A 19,256-nucleotide genomic window follows, 5' to 3' on the forward strand; every position below is an offset into this window, starting at 1 on the left:
CATGCTCACGATCTCCCCGAAGCAGGTGCAGGACTTCGAGAGCGCGCTCGACAAGGCGTTCGTCGGACGCGTCATCGAATACCTCGCCCAGCAGCTGCCCGAACCCGTCGCCGCCGTGGAGCGGCCAGCGCTGGAGGAGCGGGTGTCGGCCGACCTGAAGGTGGCCCGGGCCTACGGCATCCGGCGCGACGCGGACCTGGCGAAGTGGTGTTTCATCGCCTTCGTCTGTGGTTCCGCCTTCCACGCGTCCGAGGACGTGCAGGGGTTTCTCAAGGACCCGTTGATGACCTCGGACACGAAGATGGATTTCCTCATGCGCTCGCTGGCCCATTCGCTGTCCAAGAAAGTCTGAGGGACTGAAACATGGCCGCAGTCGCCCCCGCTGCACCCCTGCTCGCGTTCGGTCCGCCCGGTTGGATCGCCTTCGGTATCGTGGTGGTGGGCACCACGGTGGCCGCCGTCTACGTGGCGAATGAAGCGGCGGAGCGGACCTTCCCCCGCACCATCGCCGATACGGATACCAAGACACGGACGAAGTGCCCCGAGGACCACCGGGGCCGCGTTCAAGCGCAGGGCGGTGGGCTGGAGAAGTCCCTGCCCTGGATGCAGCCCATGCCGCCGCCCGCGGCCCAGGGCGTGGCGCTGGCCGGCGCCGTCTATGCGATGCTGACGAAGCGGGAGAAGGAGGAACGGGCCACGGCCTTCGCCCAGCTCACACGGTGGGTCCTGGCCCGTCCGCCGGCCGGAGTCTCCGCCGTCGTGAAGATGAGCTTCCCCAAGCCCGCGCTGCGAGGAGGCATCCGGATGGACGTCGAAGTCCTCGCGGGAAAAGCCTTCAACATCTGACGGACCCCCTCCCATGGACGCCCTCACCGCCCTCAAGAAGCACCCGAAGTTCCCCTTCTCCGGCTACCGGGAGGACGAGGAGCAGTACCTGATGTCGCAGATGTACTGGCTGGAGCTGTTCAAGTCCGTGGCGCAGCAGACGAAGGACGCCTGGACGGGGTGGATGGCGCCCCTTCCGGACAGGGACGGCTCACTCATCTTCAGCACGCTCTGCACGGAGCTCGCCCGGGGGGTCATCTTCAATCAATACGCCCCCACGGAGGACGACGTGCCGCACGACCAGGGGGGCACCTACCATCCCTTCGTCGCCTGGGTGGACGTGTTCGGGGATGCGCAGGAGGAGCAGGTCATCGAGCACCTGACGATCAACAGCGAGATCTCCGCCGGGTGTGAACCGCTCTGTCTGCGTTTGTTGACGGCGTATGTCGTGGAGAAGCGCTCCCGCGCGGAGATGGAGGAGATGATTCACGCGTTGGAAGAGCAGCTCTACGGCCCCGTGGCTTCCCCTCCCTGACCCGCTGGTAGGAGCGCATGCGCATGGACAACGTGCAGCGGTTGGTGGCACGGCGGGTGGAGAAGCTGCTGGAGCAGCTCGCGTCGCTGGTGGCGCGGGGACGGACGGGCGAGGACCTGCCTGCCATTGGCGTCACGCTGCACCTGGCGCATGGCCATCAGGTGAGCGGCGAGCTGCTGGACTACCTCCCGAAGGAGGCGGTGCTGCTGGCGTTGAAGAAGGAGGCGCTGTCGCGGTCCGAGTCGGTGACGTACGTGGATCTGGCGTCCGTGGTGGCGGTGACGGTGACGGACGCGGGCAGGCTCGCGCAGGTGCCCGGGATGGTGCGGCCCCTTCCAACGCGGTCGGATCTGCAGAAGCTGGCGGAGCAGCTCGCGAAGGGCATCACCGAACAGTTCTGGCCCAGCGAGGGTTCGCTGGGAGGGCAGGTGCTGCGCTTCGAGGTGGACTGGGTGGGGCTGGACGATGAACCGGGGCGGCTGGCGTTGGAGTTGGCGTTGAACGTCGCCGCGCATGCATTGAAGGAGCTGGGGCGGAGCGAGAAGAACGGACGTGAGGCCATCCGGGCCATCGCCACCGTGCGCTTCGTGAAGGGCAAGGAGACCCTGGCGAGCCTGGAGGGCGACACCGGCACGGTGACGGTGGGCCCCGGGGGAACACCTACGGTCCAGGCGTTCCGAAAGGGCTTCACCGCGGGGCGGTGAGTACAGCCATCCATGGGACACCCCTCCATCGAGAACGAAACGCCGTTCGCCCACGCCCTGATGGGGCTGGCGGACGAGGAGGGGCGTCCCCTGCTCCTGATCGTGGTCAAGGCCACCTACACGCTGACGGCGACGGGGCTGCGACTCGCGGATCAGCAGGTGCCCGTCAACTGGAGTGGCGAGTCCTGGGGCAAGCCCGGCGAGTCCAGCGAGCGGTACGAGCCCGAGGGAGCCTTCCTCAAACCCGCGACGGACGTGGTGCTCCTGGGACATGCGTATCCGGAGAAGAAGGGCGCCACGGAGGCCCTGGTGGTGCTGCAGGCAGGCCCATTGAAGAAGGCCGTGCGAGTGGTGGGCGAGCGCACGTGGTTCAAGAACCTGGGGCGCGTGGCCGCGACGAAGCCCCTGTCCTTCGACAGGCTTCCGCTGACGTGGGAGCGCGCGTTCGGAGGTTGGGACCGGACGGACGCGCAGCGGCCCACCTTCGAGCCGCGCAACCCCGTGGGCACGGGCTTCCGGGCCAGCCCGCGCCACTTCGAGGAGGGACTGATGCTGCCCAACCTGGAGGACCCGGTGGACCCCGTGCGCGACTTCGGCCAGCAGGTGAGGCCAGCGGGGTTCGGTTTCACATCACCGCACTGGCAGCCGCGCGCGAGATACGCCGGCACCTACGACGAAGCCTGGAACAAGACGCGCAAGCCGCTGCTGCCGAAAGACTTTGACCGGCGCTTCTTCAACGCGGGAGCGCCGGGGCTGGTGGCCCCGGGTCACCTGAGGGGTGACGAGCCCATCGTCATCGCGGGAGCATCCCCGCAAGGCAGACTGTCCTTCGCGCTCCCCGGCCAGGCGCCGGAAGTGACGGTGGAACAGGCCGGCGGAGAGGACTCCAGGCCCGGAATGCCCCTGGACACGGTCATCCTGGATCCGGATGAGAACCAGGTGGTGTTGCTGTGGCGGGGACACGTGGTGCTGCGGGACGGCATCCATGACATCCGTGGGCTGCGAATCACGGTGGCGAAGAAGACTTGAGGGAAGTGCATCCGCATTGGAGGTAGCCCGTGTCTGTCAATACCGGAGTGAACAAGCTGTCCGTGGTGACGAAGGACAGTGGTGGCGTCACCGCCGCATTCCCAGACGTGTGCAAGACCCCCACTCCGGCCGGGCCGGTGCCCATTCCCTATCCCAACGTGGCGCAGTCCTCGGACACCGCGAAGGGCACCAAGAAGGTGTCCGTGGCGGGCAACCCGGTCTGTGTGAAGGATTCGAACTTCAGCACCAGCACGGGTGACGAAGCCGGCACGGCCGGAGGCGGCGTGGCGTCAAGCAAGACCAAGGGCAAGGCCGAGTTCGTCAACTACTCCTTCGACGTGAAGTTCGAGGGCAAGAACGTCGCGCGCGCCTTCGACCTGATGCTTCACAACGACAAGAACACGCCCCCCTTCCCGGTCATGCAGGGTCCCATCATCGCCATGGGCGGTGGCGAGGGGCCGGCCAGGTGCCTCTGCTGCGAAGAGGATGTCTAGGCACGTCGCCGGAAGAACGCGCGGATGCTCTCCATGAAAGCCCATCGCCTCACCGGCCCGACCTCCGCGCCTCACGATGCCTCGCCCCGAATGGACATGGCGCGGGACTTCCTCGCGGATGCCGCCTTCTTCTGGGGACAACGCGAACAGGGGCTGGTCGCTCCCGACTACACCCTCCAGGAGCTCCTGGAAGGCCCCGAGCAGCGGCTGCTCGCCTGTCTTGACGCACTGGTGCTGGGCGGACCACCAGTCACGCGGAAGTTGCTGCGGCCCGCCCTGGCTTCGGAGGAGCTTGAGACCGTCGCCTGCGCATGCTCCGCCCTCCTCATGCAGGGTGGAGCGGAAGAGCTCGATGCCGTGCTCACCGCGCTCTGTGTCGACGTGGAGGCGACGAGCCAGGGGGCGGCACGGGCCCTGGAGCTCACCCGCCGCGTGGATGCGGTGTCTCGGCTGCACGAGCTCCTGAAGGATGCCACTCCAGCGGTCCAGACCCGGGTGCTCTCCATCCTCACGCAATGGGAGGCGGATCCCGCTCAAGACCTGGACGGGCTCCTCGCCGCGAACCATGCACCGCTGGCCTGCGCGGTGCTGCGTGCCGCCGGTCGCTTTCCCACGCGACTGAGTTCTCTCTCAATGGATCGCGCCCTCGGTTCGGACGTGCCGGAGGTGCGCAACGCGGCGCTGGAGACAGCCTTCCTGCGGGGACACTCCGGTGCCTGGAACACCTGTATCGAGGCCGTCCGCCGCCGCGGGCCGGGCTGGGGTGGGCCCGCGGCGCTGCTCGCGCTGGGCGGCGGCCTCGAGGACGTGGACCTCCTCCTCCAGGCGCTGTCGGAGCCGGCGCTGCGGCGGGACGCGCTCTGGGCCCTGGGGCTGAGCGGGCGCATTGCCACCGTGGGGCCCCTGCTCGAGGCCATGCGAGACGAGACCGTCGCGCCCGTGGCCGCGGAGGCCTTCTGCGCCATCACCGGCCTGATCCTCACCGGGGACCTCAAGGTGTCCCGTGAGGCCTGGACGCCGGATGCTCCCGAAGAGGAGGAATCCACGCCGCTCGGCCCCGAGGCCGCGCTTCCCTTACCCGAACCCCAGAGGATGGAGCGCTGGTGGAAGGAGGCCCAGGGGAACTTCCCACCTCAGGGGCGTTACCTCGCGGGGAAGCCCTTTGGAGCCGAGCCGCTCCTGGAGGCCCTCACCGCGGGCCCGATGCGCAGGCGCGCGACGCTGGCACTGGAGCTGGCCGTGCGCACCCAGGGTGCATGCCAGCTTTCCACTGGAAGCTGGGCGCTGCGGCAATGCAAGGCGCTGCAAGCCCTCCGGCCTGCGATACGTGGGAGCCTGGCCCTGGGCTCCTTCCGCACGCTGTCGCGCACCGTCGCCGTCCCGGAGGCATTGCCGGTGAAGGACGCGCCGCTCTTTCCGCCGGTGTTCCGCGAGCGCCCTCCGCCTCCGGGTGCGCTCGTGGTGACCGGGCTGGGGCTGGTGTCGTCCCTGGGGGAGGGTGTGGTGGGCAGTTGCGCGGCCGCACGGGTCGGCGTGGCACGGCCGGGAGCGATGGAGGGCACTCCGGTCGTGGACGAGGACTCAGGCGAGGAGTTGCCGGTCACGGGGCATTCCATCCCCCACCTCACGCAGGGCTTCAGCGGCGTGGGACGGCTGGTGCGGCTGGGCGTGGCGGCCCTGGCGGACCTCGTCCACCAGACCGGGCTGACCGCAGGCCCCCGGACAGGCCTCTTCCTCAACCTGCCGAGCGGCTTCCTCCTCGCCGCCGGGGAACGGCATGCGCGCGAGGCCGCGAAGCAAGAGGCGGCCGCCTCCGGGCAGGAAGAGGACTCCGGAGAGGCGGAAGTCTCCGAGGAGGAGCCCCTGCTCGCGGAGGTGCTACGGGAGCGGTACTCACGGACGCTGCTGCCCCGGCTGCTCGCGCAGGCCACGTTGCCGGGCGGTGTCTCGCAGCAGGAGCTCTTCTTCGGTGACTCCCCTGGCTTCGTCACCGCCTTGCGCGCGGCGGAGCGCGCGCTGAGGTCGGGCGCGGTGGAGCGATGTATCGTGGGAGGGATTGACAGCCTCGTCGAGCCGGAGTGGCTGGACGCGCTGGAAGAACTGCGATTGCTGAAGACACCCAACCGGCCCGCGGGATTGATGCCAGGGGAGTGCGCGGCCTTCGTGCTGGTGGAGAAGGTGGACACGGCGGCCCGCCGGAGCGCATCTGTCCACGCGTACATCGATGCGATGGCCTCCGCCTCCGAGCCGGCCCACCTGTTCTCCGGCCAGCCCCACCTGGGCGTCGCGCTGACGTCGGTGCTCGCCGAGGTGCTCGGGAACCTGGAGGACCGGGGGCGGGAGACGGGCCTTGTCTTCACGGACGTCGACGGCACGATGCAGCGAGCCCAGGACTGGGGCTACGCCCAGGTGCGGATGGACGGCTTCCCGCTGAGGGAGTTGCCCCAGTGGGCTCCCGTGGACGCGTGGGGCGGCGTGGGAGCGGCAACGGGTGCCCTGGCCGTCTGCATGGCGGCGCGAAGCTTCGCGCGGGGCCATGCACCGACCTCCGGCATCCTGGCATGGCTCTGGGGGTGGTCGGGGGAGCGGGCAGCGCTCCACGTGCGGGCGCCCACGGCACAATGAGGTGGGGCGTCAGCGCCGGGCGAGTCCTGGCATCATCCGGTACTCGGGCTGCACGCGAAGGCCGCGCTCCTCGGCCAGCCGCAGCAGGGCCAGTCCTTCGATGAAGACGTGGCGCTCGGTGTGGAAGCGCATGGGATGAAGCGGAGGACCCTTGTTCCGGAACTCCGCCTCGCGCTCGACAAGCAGGTCCTCCAGGGCGGCATCGAAGGCGTCCTGCGCGCCGAGGGAAAGCGCCTCACACACGGTGAGCCGCGGGGAGCCGCTGTCGCCGGAGCATTGCTGGAAGGCCGCGAGCGCCCGCTCGGCACCTGGAGAAGGAGCCTTCGCCTCCGCGAGCAGGTGTTCGCGCAAGAAGTCGGCGTAACGGAAATCGTCCTCGAACTCCTCGTCCGCCACCCAGCGAGGTGGGGAATGCTGGGCGAGGTCGCAAGCGAGGCCGATCTCACCGGCGGCGAGCGCGTCGAACAGGGGCTCCACCCGACTGGCGCAGCGGAACCGGATCGGGGCCGCCGGGTCCGAGTCGGAGAGCAGCAACTCCCGGCGGGCCGTCGCGGACAGGCGCAGGTCGTGGCGGAACGCCAGGACGTCTGCCTCCGCCAGCAGCGCGCCAATGGCGGCGATACGGCGATAGGTGGAGAGCCGGGTCAGCAGTTCCTCGCGTTGGAGGGGCGTCAGGGGCTGGCGGAGGCCGTCCTCGAGATCTTCGACGGCCGTGAGCGCGTTCTCGCGAATGAGGTCCATCTGGAGCATGAGCTGTCGCCTGTCCTCCGCCGGTCGCGGAGCGTCTACGTGCCGACCCGCTCGCGGAACTCGGAGCCGTAGTCCTCCAGCTCCTGGAAGATCATCCCGGTGCAATCCTCGTCGATGATGGTTTGACCCAGATCTTCTCGGATGAGGATGAGCCGGGATTGCTCCGCCAGCCGGAAGAGCTTCGCGTCCTTGGGAATCTTCTTTTCCTGGAGCACCAGCCGCCGGAAATGTTCCACCTGGTCCTTGATGATGGTGTCCATCGTGAAGTCTGACTTCTTGGCATCCATGCAAGCCACGGTGCCCAATACATTGGCGATGAAGTAGGGCGTGTCCAGCGTCTTCTTGCGCGGGGTGCGCAGACGCACCGGCAGGAACTCAATAGTGCCTTGGGGCGTCTCCTTCTCCAGGATGCCCTTGAGCTTCGTGGACACCACGAGCAGGGCGGAGGTATTGGGGATGCTGTCCGTCAGCTTGCTGCCCTTCTCTTTTGACAGATCGAAGATGAGCCCCTCCGGAAACCAATTCTTGCAGGGCACTCCCTTCGTCAGCAGGTAGCCATTGCCATCCATCGGGTCCTTGCGGAGCGGTTCCATCCACGCAAAGGACTGGTCCTCGTCGTCTCTCACCCAGGGGTAGTAGCTCACCGGAATCGACTCCTCGCTCAGGACTTCTTGCTCTTCGTGATGCCCCTCTTCTTGGGCGCAGGCTTCACGAACTTGTTGATGGAGATGGGACCGGCGGCAACCAGCATCCTCCAGTATTTCGCCTGGAGATTCATCAGTCGGTCCTTGAGAGCCTCGGGAGGATTCCACTCCTTGTGCTTCTTGTCATTCTTCAGGGCCTCATCCAATGCGCGTCTGACTCCCTCCATGTCCTCGTCGACCTGCTCGGTATAGGCGGGATGACTGCCCTGGTGGAACGGCAGCTGGTGGAACTCCGAGTCGCGCTGCCTCGCGGGGAGGAAGATGATGTTCTCCCCGTTGTTGATGTTGTAGTCCACCCCCTGGAGCATCCGGAGTTGGTCGCTTTCGAAGTAGGAGAACGCCTCTTCCGGAAGCAGGTGATGCCCCTGGTTGACGTAAGGGGACTGGCCGATCTGGAAGTTGTTGCCATGCGTGAAGGTGTAGCGCCGAGCGTGAAGCCTGCTACCCGCCTTCACCCCCTTGTCACGGGCACGCGTGCCACGGGTCTGGAGCACGTTCTGGATGACCTCCAGATTCCCGTAGACGAACTTCCGCCCTCCACTTCCCTTGATGTGCTTGTAGCCCTTGTTCCGGTAGTCGTGATCGCGCTTGAGCCGTGCCTTCAACTTGCCCGCGCCCGAGAGGTGCTTTCCCATGCGTGTCTCCGTAGGACTCAGTTCAACTCGATTTTACCACCGCGGATGAGCTGGAGCCCCGAGGCGCGGCTCTCCACCCGGACGCCTCGCAGGAGGATGGTGCCGTCCCTGCGCAGCGTGATGCTCGCCTCGCCCACCTGAAGCACGAGCTCCCGCTGGGCGCCCAGGACGACACGATCCTCCGGCACGGAGTTCCTTGCCCTGGTTTCCGTGGCGGGCGCGGGTTCAGCGGGCGCGGGAGTCTCGGAGCTTCCGGGACGGGCCGCGTCCTCCAGGAGCTGTTCCAGCAGGGAGGGCGTACCGGAGCCCTGCTCCAGGGCGACAAGCAGGGGCCGCGCCGGGTCACCCTCCTCGAAGAGCAGGACGGCCTGCCGCTGCTCCCCTGCGGCCACGCGGAGCTGTGTCATGTCGAGCGCTACAAAGTTCCGTGCCAGGACCGGTCCGGGGCAACCTTCGAACTGCACCAGCGGCAGGCCCTCCAGGCTCACGCCGACCAGTCGCCCGACGCGCGGCCCGAGGATGGGCTGTTGCGACTCGGTGCGGGCTTGCTTGTCAGGCGTACCGCTATCGTCAGGTGAAGACATGGCAAACCTCAGCGACGCAGTTGCTGCCAGGCTACTCAGGGCCTCTGTCACACACCGTCCCGCACACCCGCCTGCCACCATCGCAGCGGCGAGGCATGGCCTCGTCTCGTGGAGCTGCTGCACATCGTGGGATGGACGGACTCAGAGTGTGAGTAGCACCCGGCGAAGCAGCAAGTCAAAGTTCGCACGGACGTACATCATTGCGAATGCACGGCTTGCCCAGACACTGACGTCCGCGAGGGGAAGTCTCCACCTGGCCCCAGCGCTGTCACCACCCGCGACGCCACGGCATCCCAGGAGCGCTCGACCGCCGCGGCGTGGATGCGCTGCTCCATCTCCCTGCGCTCCGCCTCTCCGAGCCGGGCGGCCTGCCCGAGCACCTCCGCGAGGCGCCCGGCCGTCAGGGGCGCCACGGACCAGCCGGCCCCTGTCTCCTGCACGTAGCGGTGGAGGTCCGGGGGGCCTCCCGCGATGATCGGACGCAGGAAGGCGCGGGCCAGGTGCGCCGTCCCGCTCTCGTGGCGGATGCTCTCGTCGTAGAGATTCAGCACCGCGTCCGCGGCCCAGAAGAACCGGGGGTGCTCCTCCATGGGGACGAAGCCAGGGAACAGGTGCACCCGCTCACGGACTCGCGTCTGTTCGATGAGGGCCTGGAGCTCCCGGTACGACACGTCGCCCTCCGGCCCCGCGATGAGCAGCTCCCATTCGGGACGGCGCGCCAGGGCCTCGAAGACGAGCCGGAAGCACTTGTCGGCGCGCAGGGTGCCGAACGCGAGCGCCAGCTTGCGCTGCGTTTGGAGGCCCAGCCCGGCCCGTGCCGTGGCGCGGTCCACGGAGGTCAGGGTGTCGGGATGGGGCGCGCCATAGGGAAGCACCTCGACCTTGTCGGCGCAGCCCTGCCCGGGGTCCAGGTTCTCCAGCAGGTTCTCCCGCATCCCGGAGGCGTGCACGAAGCACCTGTCCACGCTGCGCAGGATGTGCCGCGCGAAGGGGCGGGCCAGCAGCTTGTAGGCGCCCGCGAGCGGCGAGGCGTGCGTCAGGTTGAAGTGCGTATCGTGGAAGATGCAGAACCGCCGGTGCGCCCGGGGCGCCCGCGACAGGTGCGCCGCCAGCGAGAGGTACTCGAAGGTCTCGAACAGCAGCGGCGGCCCCCCGAGCGCGTCGTGCACGTGCTCCAACGCGTTCAGCAGGCGCAGCTGGCGGGTGAGGCGCGCGGTGCCCCACACCACGTCCCCCAGGGGCCCCCACCGCTCGCGGTACTCCGAACGGAACCCCGACCCCGTGTCCTTCCCGACCATGTGCGGGACGATGGACGCGGGGTAGCGCACGCTCCCCGCCAGACCATGGACGTGGACCTCCATGCCCCGGCGCGCGAGCGCGTCACCCAGCCCGGTGAGGTATGACTGCTGGTGGCCCGCGGGGTGGAAGGCCGTGGGGCTGAAGATGAGCAGGCGGTTCGACGGCATGGAGAGGCCCTCGGATGGCACCCCACGCCACCGCGACTTCGCCCCGGCGACAACGGCCCCGCAAGACAGGCCTTGCGTCCTGTACAGACCAGACGGCCCGCGCGGCGCTCAGGCGTTGTAGTGGCTCACCAGCTCGGACACGTTCACGGAGAGGTCCTTCAAGGCACTGGCGGCCTTCTGGGTGGAGGCGACCCGGGGTGTGGTCTCCACCATCATCGCGTCCAGGCTATTGAGCGCGGTGAAGATCTCATCCACCCCCAGGCTCTGCTGGCTCACCGCAGCGGCGATCTGCCTCACGCCCGAGGTGCTCTCCGTGAGGATGCCGGACAGCTCCCGGAGCTTGTCGCCGGACACCGCCACCTGGGCCAACCCCACCTGCAGTCGCAGCGCGCCGTTCTCCGAGTTCTTCACGGCCTGAGCCACGGTGTCCCCCACCTCCGAGAGGATGGTGGTCACCCGGTGCGTCTCGCGCATGGACTGATCCGCCAGCGCACGGATCTCCCGGGCGACGACGCCGAAGCTCCGGCCGGACTCACCGGCCCGGGCCGCCTCGATGGCGGCGTTGATGGCCAGCATGTTGGACTGGGCGCCCAGCTGCCTCACGGTCTCCGCGATGCCGTGGATCTGCGCGGTCCGCTCCCCCAGCTGGGTGATCATCTGCGCCATCTGCTGGACGACCCCCTGGATTTCATTGAGCCCGCCCAGGGTCTGCTGGAGCGCGTCCTCGCCGGTGCGGACCACCTCGTCCGCGCGCTCCGCCACCTCGAGGATGGACTTCGCGCGGCCAGACGCCATCTGGGAGGTCTGGTTGATCTCCTCGATGGTGACGCGCGTCTGCTGCAGGGCCGCGGCCTGCCGGTTGATCATCGCGCTCTGCTCGGAGGTGTCCGCGTCCAGCCGGCTCGCCGAGTCCTTCAGCACGCTCACGGAGCCGCGGAGGCTGGATTGAAACTGCCGCAACTTCTCCACCATCTTCGAGAACGAGCCCGCCAACTGGCCCAGCTCGTCCCGCGAGGTCACCGTCACGACCTGCGCCAGGTCATTGGATTCGACGATGCGGCCCGTGACCTGCGCCAGGTGCCGCAAGGGGCGCAGCAGCATGAGGTTGTAGGCGAAGTAGCTCAGCAGCACCCCGAGCAGCAGGATGACGCCCGCCCCGAGGGCCAGCGCCCAGCGCAGGGAAGCGACCTCCGCCGCGATGGCGTCGAGGTCCATGCCGACGTGCACCGTGCCCAGCGCCCCGCCGGAGATGGGGGCCGCCACGTCGATGGCGCGGATGTGATCGCCGTAGGCCGTGAACTCCAGGCCGGGGTTCACCTTCACCCGCGTGCCGTCCGACAGCTCACCGAGGGCCACGGGATTGAAGCGCTCGATGCCCACGGGAAAGGTCGGGACAAAGGTGTGCGCGACAATCGTTCCATCGGACTCCTCGATGTAGATGTAGCGAACGTTGGCGAGCGTCTGGCCGGAGTCGATGGCGCTCTGGAGCAGGGCGATGTTCCCGCCCGCGCTCTGCTCGGCGGCCGAGGCCAGGGACAGCGCGAGCGCCTCTCCATTCACGGCGAAGGCGCTCCGCATCGTCGTGGTCAGCCGGGAGGAGGCCTGGAGCATCAACGTCACGCAGACCAGGAACGTCACGCCCGCGCTGATGAGCAGCAGCTTGGCGGCGAGCCCCAACCGCAGCGACAGCGGGTTCCACGGAAGCACGCGTCCCTCCCCCAGGCCGCTCAACGAAGCACCGTCCCTGGCGCGGACGTCGTCCGCCAGCCGTCGGCCGTGAAATAGGTGAACCAGACCTTGCTCAACACCTGGTGCCGGGTGGGCGACAGCTCCCCGACGGCGCGCAGCCCCAGGTCGAACTTCCCCATCGCCTCGGCCGTCTCATGGAATCGCTGGCGTGTCAGCTCCGGGCCCGCCTTGTCCAGGACGGCCAGGAACGCCCGGGCGCTGAGGTAGCCCTCCAGCGAACCGAAGCTGTAGAGCGCGGGCGGTGTATAGCCGCCCCCCACTCCCGCGGGGGCCGTGGGGCGGTAGCGCTCCATGGCGGCCCGGTACTGCTGGACGAGCTCGAGGCCCGTGTCGTCGTAGGACGGGACGACCTGGGTGAAGATGAGGTTGTCCAACAGCGGCTTGTGCACGCGCTGCTCCTCGTCGCGAAGCAGCGAGACGAGCGCATCCGCGCCCACCACGGAGGGGCTGTGGATGGGGATGTCCCAGCCGGACAGGCGCGCGTCGCGAATCAGCGCGGCGCAGGCCTGGGAGGTCCCGATGGCGATGATGACGTCCGCTCCGCCGGCGCGCAGCACGTCGAGCTGCGGACGGGTGCTGGTGGCGTAGTCCTGCCCCTTGCGGTAGGTGGCATCCGCCACCGGCTTGATGCCGTAGTCCTGGAGGGCGCGGAGGATGGCGTCCCGGCCAATGGCACCGAAGGCGTCGTTCTGGACGAACAGTCCGATGCGGCGGCGGCCCAGCGCGATGAAGGCATCCACGATGGCGCGGATCTCCTGGCGGTAGGAGGCCCGGACGTTGAACACAGCCGTCTCCCAGGGTGGCTCGCGCTGCGGCTGGGCGCCCGACGCCGGGGCGAAGTAGAGGGCCTGCTCCCGCTGCGAGGCGCGCAGCAGCACCGGGAGGACCTTCATCAGCGTGGCATCCCCCACCCCGCCGAAGAGGGCGAAGACCTGCTGTTCCTTGAGCAGCCGCAGCGCGGCCGGGGCAGCCTGCTCGGGATTGAACGCGTCGTCGGCCGCGACGATGCGGACCCTCCGGCCGTGGACGCCGCCAGCGGCGTTGGCCTCCGCGAAGGCCGCCGAGGCCCCGCGCCACATCTCCACCCCGAGCCCCGCGGACGGTCCACTGAACGCGGCGGGCTGACCGAGCACCACCTCCGTCGCGCTCACCCCCGGGTCGGCCAGGGCTGCCCCGGCACACGTCAGGGCGCCCAGCAGCAGCCAGCGGGCCCAGGCCCTGGGGCGCTTCACATCGCGTCGTGGACTCGGACTCATGCGCAGTTCCAATTAAAGGGGGCCGGGTGGGGGCGCGGAGGGCCCGTCACTTGATCGTGGTGAAGCCCGCCTTCACGGCCGCCTGGTACTGCTGACGGACGTCGTTGTAGTTGCTGTCGTCCACCTCGGCGAAGCGGTCGACCAGCGCGTCATCGAGGATGCGGCGCCCATCCGGATCCTTGTTCATCGTGAGGAGGGCCTGCTTGATGCGCTGGCGGAGCTCCGCGGACACCTTGCCGGAGACGACCACCGGGGGAATGCCCGCGGGCCCGAGCGAGTCGATGACCTTCACCTCGCTGGCCCAGCCGTTGCTGGTCTCCCGGTCGAAGTCGAGGACCAGGCTGTCCACATAGCTCGCATCCGCCTTGCCGGTGGCCACCAGGCGGATGGACTCCTCATGGGAGCCCGAGCGGAGGACCTTGCCGAAGAAGCCCTGGGTCAGGCCCAGCTTCAGCATCTTGTAGCGGGGCAGGTTGTAGCCCGAGTTCGAGGTCTCCTCGTTGTAGACGAAGGTCGCGCCGCGCAGGTCCTCCAGCTTCTTGAACTTGCTGTCCTTTCGGACGATCAGGTCGGAGAAGTACTTGGGCTTGTTGGCGTAGCGCGCGGCCTTCATCACCGGCGCGGCGATGAGGGACACGGAGTCCTTGTTCGCGTCGTGCTTGAGGACGTAGGGCAGCCCGCAGACGAAGGCGACCTCGACGGAGCCCGCATCGAGCATCTTGTCCACGTCCCCGTAGGACTGCCCGGTGATGAAGCTGACCTCCGCGCCGAGCTTCTTGCTGAGGTACGTGGCGATGCGCCCATAGACGGGCATGCCGCTCTCCGACACGAACGCGGCGGTCATGGCCATGCGCACCTTCGTGGAAGCAGCGGGAGCAACCTTGGGAGCAGGCGCACTCTTGGGAGCGGGAGCCTGGGCCCGGGCGGGAAGGCTTGCCGCGGACACCCCGAGGGACAGGAGCAGCGTGGCCATCCGGGCAAACGGGGGGCGACGCTTCGAGAAGCGGAGAACAGCAGGAGCGGGCGTCATGGGGACTCGGGGGGCTGCTGAGTGGACAGGGGCCGTTTTGTTACTCTGTCGTGACACTTTCGTAACACATCTGAAACACCGCAAGCCAGGGGCCCCATGCCCCGCCAATGACAAAGCAGTGGCCTGGGTGCTCGGGCCAGGGGTCTGGAAGGACCAATGGTCTGCGGGGACCCGGGTGTCATCCCGCTTGCTGCTCGCCAGGTCCTCCGGGCGGGCGGACAGTCGCTAGCGGAGCCGGCCCCGTTGTTTCACCGTGTCCAACCGTGCTCCCAGGTCCGGGACATCAAGCCCGAGAACATCATCGTCACGATCGTGAACCAGGGGCCCCCACTTGCCGTCACTCGAAGAGTGACCGCTGCCGCTCGATGGGTGCGCTGAACGTGTCCATCAGGCCAAACTGGTACATCCGACGACGGAAACTGCCCAGGAAGAAGAAGACCTCGCGTTCCTTGAGGTTGAGCTGATTGCGCATCATTTCCAGGGTCTTCTCGTCGCGCATCGGATCCCCTTTGAGCTTGCGGTACAGCTCATGAAGGTCCCACTTCTTCAACCCTTTCTCGTGTCCCTTGCAGGTCGGGTCGTCGCACAGCCAGGAAACGACGAAGTCTACCTCGGGAAAGTCGAGCCGTTTCGGTGTCCCAAACATTGCCTGCTGCCGGAAAAGGAGCCGCTCGATCCTCAGCCAGTCGCGCCGATCCGCTTCCGTCTTGGGCCGCAACCGGATGCCTGTGATCTCCTTGGGCTGCACGATGCCCAGGGAGCGATGCTCTGATTTCTCCAGTGCATGAAGTTCCTCCACGGAGCGGACACGGCTCGGCGATTTGCGAAGCAGGCGCACCCGTTCCTGCATCTGTGCGGCGGGAATCTGCTGCCCCACGCGGATGGAGTCTGGTTCCACGCGGAGACTCTCGGGGCGCGGGTCACTCTGGTGCGGCATCACCCGGGCCGAAATCCATTGGAAGCTATGGAAGCGGCTCCCTTCTTCCATGTAGCGAAGTGGAATTGGATGAAGGCGCACCATCTGCAGGGTCTCGCTGTCCAAGCCGCCCGTGCAGACATTCTCCAAGTACTTGCGCGAATAGCTCGGATAGGTCATCCCCAAGATGAGGATGCGCCGCTCGGCCCATTTCTCCAATTGCATGTCCCCCCCCCGCTTGAATTCAGTTCCGCGGCTCTGCGCCACGGCAATCCGCATCCTATCAAGGGTGCCCTGCAAGACAGAAACCGGCCCGTCTGTTGAGCCAGTGGCCCTGACCTACACCGATAGCGTTTTCATGGGTGTCACAGCCGCATCAACCTCGGCGACCTGCTGCTTCACCTGAGACGTTCCCCCCGGGCACCGCGACCGCAGGGTGTGCCGGTGGCCCGCCGAAGCGGCCGAGCGGCTCCCGGGTGCGCTTCTTGACGAAGGCGGGAGCACCTGCGGGTGTTGGGGCCCTGGGTGGACGGAGGAGGAACCATGGCGGTGTCTCCACGGGTGAAGGGCGCGGTGCTGGGGCTGTCCGCCGCGGCGCTCTTCGGGCTCAGCGCGCCCGTGGCGAAGCTGCTGCTGCCCTCCAGTACGCCCCTGGTGCTGGCCTCGCTCCTCTACCTGGGAGGCGGGCTTGGACTGGCGGGCCTGGAGGCACTGCGGCGCCTGCGCGGCTCAGGCGCTTCCGGACGCGAGGCCCGGCTCGGGCGAAAGGACGTCCCCCTGCTACTCGGGGTCATCCTGTGCGGCGGGGTGCTCGGGCCAGTGCTGATGCTGGTGGGGCTGCAACGTCTCTCCGGTGTCACGTCCTCACTGCTGCTCAACCTGGAGGGGCCCTTCACCATCCTCCTGGCGCTGCTCGTCTTCGGTGAGCACCTGGGCCGTGCCGGTGCGCTGGCCGCGGGCTTCGTCATGGCGGGCACGGCGGTGCTGGGTTTCCAGGAGGGGGAGCTGCACGGAGATGTGCTCGGCGTGCTGTCCATTGCTGGCGCATGTCTGGCCTGGGCCGTGGACAACAACCTCACCCAGCGGCTGTCCCTGAAGGATCCGCTCGCGCTCGTGCGCACCAAGGCGCTCGGCTCCGGCGTGTGCACGCTCGTGCTGGCGTGGCTCACGGGGCAGCCCTTCCCCGCCGCGCAGGTGCTGGGCGGGGCCCTGGTGCTCGGCTTCGCGAGCTATGGATTGTCCATCGTCCTGGATGCCTATGCCCTGCGCCTGCTGGGCGCGGCGCGCGAGGCCGCGTACTTCGCCACGGCGCCCTTCGTGGGGGCCCTGGTGGCGGTGCCCCTGCTCGGCGAGCGGCTGCGCCCCCTGGACCTGCTGGCGGGCGCGTTGATGGCCGCGGGCGTCGTCCTGCTGCTGCGCGAGCGACACGGCCACATGCACACGCACGCGGCGCTGGAGCACGAGCACCTGCACGTCCACGATGCGCACCATCCGCACGCACATCCCCCTGGCACGGACCCCACGGAGCCCCACAGTCATCCGCACCGGCACGAGCCCGTCACGCATGAACACCCGCACGTGTCGGACCTGCACCACCGCCACAAGCATTGACCGGGCGCTAGGAGCTCATCCTCGCAATGCCATTGCGGCCTTCTGGGCCCGCTCCAGGCGGGCATTCACCGCGTCCCAGCTCACGTTCTGGAAGAAGGCGTCGATGTAGCGGGCGGCGGCCGCGCCGTAGTCCATCTGATAGGCGTGCTCATACATATCCATGACGAGCAACGGGTAGCCCTGGGCCAGGGCCTGACTGTGATTGCCGCTCCAGTACGTCTGGGGTTGGCCGGAGTGGAAGTTGTACATGAGGAGGACCCAGCCACTCCCGCCGCTCAGGCTGGCGCCGGTGGCCCGGAACTGCTCCTCCCACTTGCCGAAGTCCCCATGCGTCGCCGCGAGCAGCTTCTGGATGGAGCCGCCCGCCTTGCCGTCCCCGCCGAGGTTCCCGAAGTACGCCTCATGGAGGATCATCGAGTTCGTGAAGGTCAGCTCGCGCTCCTTCAGCCCACCGACCAGGAAGCCCGGCGTGTCCTTCGTCACGCGCGCCAGCTCCTCCTCCACCTTGTTGAGGTTCTTCACCGCTCCGCCGTAGTTGTTCTCGTGGTGGCTGCGGAGGAGCTTCTCCGAGAGCCCCTTGAGCTTCGTCGGGTTGAAGGGCAGTGGCACCACCGCGTGCTTGCCGGGGCTCGGGGGGACTGCGGGCGGACGCGCGGGCTCGGCCGCCGCATGCCCTTCCGTGGTGAGCAGGAGGGTGGTACCCGCAGCCATCACTCCGGTCATCAGCTCACGTCGATTCATCGCAACCCCCGGCTTCAGCAAGGCAAGGACACGTCCGGGTTCGAGCGTAGGACGAAGCCGCCGGCACCTCCCCCATGCCCAGAGCGAGGACTGTTGGCGCCGGGACGCGTTGGCCCCGTCAGCGCACCGGCAGGTTCGTCTTCCATGGGACAGGTCCTGGAGCCGCTGCGCTCATAGACACCGGAGGCGGAGGCTGCCCGCCCGGTGGGTGCGAGATGAGGACGCGCCTCCTCCTGCTGCGCCCCCGTCTCCGTGATACCCGGCAGCGGCCAGAGGGGCTTGGGCTCCACGTCAGAGCCATGGCGAAAGCTACCGCTCGCATCCCGGAGAGATGTCCAGCAGGTAGAGTGACTCCATGGGCTCCTACAACGTCGGTAGGCTCTTCAGTGAAATTGAGCGCGTGGTGAAGTCGGACGTCCCCGTCACGGAAGGACTCCTGCGTGTCATTCAATTCTGCGAAACCGCACGCCCTCACCCGGACTGGTCCGCTCTTCGTTCACTGGATATCGGGGGCGATCTCCAACAGCTCCAGCGGTGGCTCGAAACCGTCATGCGGCCGATGCCACCGCCAGCGCTGGTGACGGGTCTGTGGTTTGGCCTCTTCAACCCGGTCGTGCAGGGCCGCGTCACCGCGGACCTTCATCTTATCGGGGCACCCTACAGTGCGAATGACCCTGACTGGCTTTTCAGGCAGCGCTGGGGCGAGGACACGCCCGACGCGAACTCCGCCGTCCTTGATGCCATTCATCGCGTGGCTTACGGGCGCGAGAACGGCCTTGGGAACGACGCCGAATACCCCTTGTGCCTGGCGTACGCCGCGCTCGCTGTCAGGCACGTCGCAAAGCTCATGGGGCCCACGCTCCTGGGGGATGCCGCCCAGCGAGTCCTCCATGTCGGCTTCGACTCCGGCGATTTCCTATGCGTGGGTGCGGTCCAGAGAACGGGGCTGATCTTCTCTCGAAACCGCGAAGTGATGACTTGATGCTCGCGGGGTGCGGGCGCCTCCCCGCACTGGACGCAAGCGGTCCAGGGCTTCCAGCGGATCCTTGCTTCGGCCTTCCGACCCTGCCCCCGCACAATGCGGAGGCCTGGGAGGTGCTGGGACGCCCCCCGGGCAGGGGGGCACCGTGCCGAAGGTCAGCGGGTACAGACTCCTTCAGGAAGGATCGGGTCCTACGGTGCCGGAGGGCCCCGTTTCGAAGTTCTTGCGACGACGCGGCCGGCTCGATATAGGGGCGGGGCTTCACGGCCAGGTAGCTCACCTGGTTAGAGCGGCGGTCTCATAATCCGCAGGTAGTCGGTTCAAGTCCGACCCTGGCCACTGCCCCGTCCCCGGGTTCTCCTGGGGACGGGGCATCGTTTTTTCCGGCCCGTCGCTCCGGGGGACGTCCATGTCCGAAAACGGCCAGACAGCCCGGGTCCCCTGTGGGAGCTTGGCCCCATGAACGGCCTGGACCCCGCCGCCTGCTATCGCGCGCTCACCACGCGGGACACCCGCTTCGACGGGCGCTTCTTCACGGCCGTGAAGACGACGCGCATCTACTGCCGCCCCGTCTGCCCGGCCCGCGCCCCCCGCTTCGAGAACTGCACCTTCTACCCCTC

General features: G+C 67.9%; 20 protein-coding genes and 1 tRNA gene. 11 read left to right on the top strand and 10 right to left on the bottom strand.

Translation table 11 applies throughout. From position 1 onward, the window contains the following. The first annotated feature begins 1 nt into the window (after position 1). From D7V97_RS10650 to D7V97_RS10680, 7 genes are read left to right on the top strand one after another with little or no spacing between them, the layout of a single operon-like run. Positions 2–352 carry a hypothetical protein gene (locus D7V97_RS10650; protein WP_120610505.1) on the top strand — a complete coding sequence of 117 codons (351 nt, stop codon included), beginning with the start codon at positions 2–4 and terminating at the stop codon, positions 350–352. 11 nt (positions 353–363) lie between these two features. After that, positions 364–846 (top strand): hypothetical protein, encoded by a 483-nt coding sequence (locus D7V97_RS10655; protein ID WP_120610506.1) that lies wholly within the window; start codon positions 364–366, stop codon positions 844–846. Positions 847–859: 13 nt separating this feature from the next. Continuing rightward, positions 860–1,360, top strand: coding sequence for a hypothetical protein (locus D7V97_RS10660; protein WP_120610507.1), 501 nt, complete (start codon positions 860–862; stop codon positions 1,358–1,360). Positions 1,361–1,383: 23 nt separating this feature from the next. Then, on the top strand, positions 1,384–2,064 hold the full coding sequence (locus D7V97_RS10665) for a hypothetical protein (RefSeq protein ID WP_158623326.1): 681 nt from the start codon (positions 1,384–1,386) through the stop codon (positions 2,062–2,064). A 12-nt stretch (positions 2,065–2,076) separates the two neighbouring features. Next, complete coding sequence (locus D7V97_RS10670) at positions 2,077–3,093, top strand: DUF2169 domain-containing protein (protein ID WP_120610509.1); 1,017 nt, start codon at positions 2,077–2,079, stop codon at positions 3,091–3,093. Positions 3,094–3,122: 29 nt separating this feature from the next. Further along, entirely contained in the window at positions 3,123–3,587 is a 465-nt protein-coding gene (locus D7V97_RS10675; protein WP_120610510.1) for a DUF4150 domain-containing protein, read from the top strand. A gap of 33 nt (positions 3,588–3,620) precedes the next feature. Beyond that, entirely contained in the window at positions 3,621–6,212 is a 2,592-nt protein-coding gene (locus tag D7V97_RS10680) for a TIGR02270 family protein (protein WP_158623327.1), read from the top strand. 9 nt (positions 6,213–6,221) lie between these two features. Here the strand turns inward: D7V97_RS10680 and D7V97_RS10685 are convergent, their stop codons facing one another. From D7V97_RS10685 to D7V97_RS10725, 9 genes are all read right to left on the bottom strand, one after another. Next, positions 6,222–6,962 (bottom strand): Imm49 family immunity protein, encoded by a 741-nt coding sequence (locus D7V97_RS10685; protein WP_120610512.1) that lies wholly within the window; start codon positions 6,960–6,962, stop codon positions 6,222–6,224. A 35-nt stretch (positions 6,963–6,997) separates the two neighbouring features. Beyond that, positions 6,998–7,606, bottom strand: a complete 609-nt coding sequence (locus D7V97_RS10690; RefSeq protein ID WP_120610513.1) for a DUF1629 domain-containing protein — start codon at positions 7,604–7,606, stop codon at positions 6,998–7,000. A gap of 17 nt (positions 7,607–7,623) precedes the next feature. Next, positions 7,624–8,301 carry an AHH domain-containing protein gene (locus tag D7V97_RS10695; RefSeq protein WP_120610514.1) on the bottom strand — a complete coding sequence of 226 codons (678 nt, stop codon included), beginning with the start codon at positions 8,299–8,301 and terminating at the stop codon, positions 7,624–7,626. 17 nt (positions 8,302–8,318) lie between these two features. After that, positions 8,319–8,966 carry a DUF6484 domain-containing protein gene (locus D7V97_RS10700; RefSeq protein ID WP_368668896.1) on the bottom strand — a complete coding sequence of 216 codons (648 nt, stop codon included), beginning with the start codon at positions 8,964–8,966 and terminating at the stop codon, positions 8,319–8,321. A gap of 116 nt (positions 8,967–9,082) precedes the next feature. After that, positions 9,083–10,351 carry a glycosyltransferase gene (locus D7V97_RS10705; RefSeq protein WP_120610516.1) on the bottom strand — a complete coding sequence of 423 codons (1,269 nt, stop codon included), beginning with the start codon at positions 10,349–10,351 and terminating at the stop codon, positions 9,083–9,085. 108 nt (positions 10,352–10,459) lie between these two features. After that, positions 10,460–12,058: a methyl-accepting chemotaxis protein gene (locus tag D7V97_RS10710; RefSeq protein ID WP_147444767.1), complete on the bottom strand. Its 1,599-nt coding sequence runs from the start codon at positions 12,056–12,058 to the stop codon at positions 10,460–10,462. 20 nt (positions 12,059–12,078) lie between these two features. Continuing rightward, positions 12,079–13,356 carry an ABC transporter substrate-binding protein gene (locus D7V97_RS10715; protein ID WP_120610518.1) on the bottom strand — a complete coding sequence of 426 codons (1,278 nt, stop codon included), beginning with the start codon at positions 13,354–13,356 and terminating at the stop codon, positions 12,079–12,081. 46 nt (positions 13,357–13,402) lie between these two features. Beyond that, complete coding sequence (gene phnD / locus D7V97_RS10720) at positions 13,403–14,386, bottom strand: phosphate/phosphite/phosphonate ABC transporter substrate-binding protein (RefSeq protein WP_120610519.1); 984 nt, start codon at positions 14,384–14,386, stop codon at positions 13,403–13,405. A 337-nt stretch (positions 14,387–14,723) separates the two neighbouring features. Then, a complete protein-coding gene (locus D7V97_RS10725; protein ID WP_147444768.1) occupies positions 14,724–15,527 on the bottom strand; it encodes a hypothetical protein in 804 nt (267 codons plus the stop codon). Between the two features lie 318 nt (positions 15,528–15,845). On the opposite strand from D7V97_RS10725, the gene D7V97_RS10730 reads away from it, so the two are divergent. Then, a complete protein-coding gene (locus D7V97_RS10730; RefSeq protein WP_233582644.1) occupies positions 15,846–16,913 on the top strand; it encodes a DMT family transporter in 1,068 nt (355 codons plus the stop codon). A gap of 15 nt (positions 16,914–16,928) precedes the next feature. Here the strand turns inward: D7V97_RS10730 and D7V97_RS10735 are convergent, their stop codons facing one another. Then, entirely contained in the window at positions 16,929–17,624 is a 696-nt protein-coding gene (locus D7V97_RS10735; RefSeq protein ID WP_120610524.1) for a superoxide dismutase, read from the bottom strand. A gap of 385 nt (positions 17,625–18,009) precedes the next feature. Here D7V97_RS10735 and D7V97_RS10740 point away from each other — a divergent pair, with 385 nt between their 5' ends. The 3 genes from D7V97_RS10740 to D7V97_RS10750 all read left to right on the top strand — a co-directional run. After that, entirely contained in the window at positions 18,010–18,636 is a 627-nt protein-coding gene (locus D7V97_RS10740; protein WP_120610521.1) for a hypothetical protein, read from the top strand. A 265-nt stretch (positions 18,637–18,901) separates the two neighbouring features. Next, a tRNA-Ile gene (locus D7V97_RS10745) sits at positions 18,902–18,975 on the top strand. Between the two features lie 120 nt (positions 18,976–19,095). After that, positions 19,096–19,256 (top strand): Ada metal-binding domain-containing protein (locus D7V97_RS10750; RefSeq protein ID WP_304988502.1); only part of this gene is annotated, 161 nt, incomplete at its 3' end.

The sequence above is a fragment of the Corallococcus sp. CA053C genome (assembly GCF_003611675.1).
Lineage (GTDB): Bacteria > Myxococcota > Myxococcia > Myxococcales > Myxococcaceae > Corallococcus.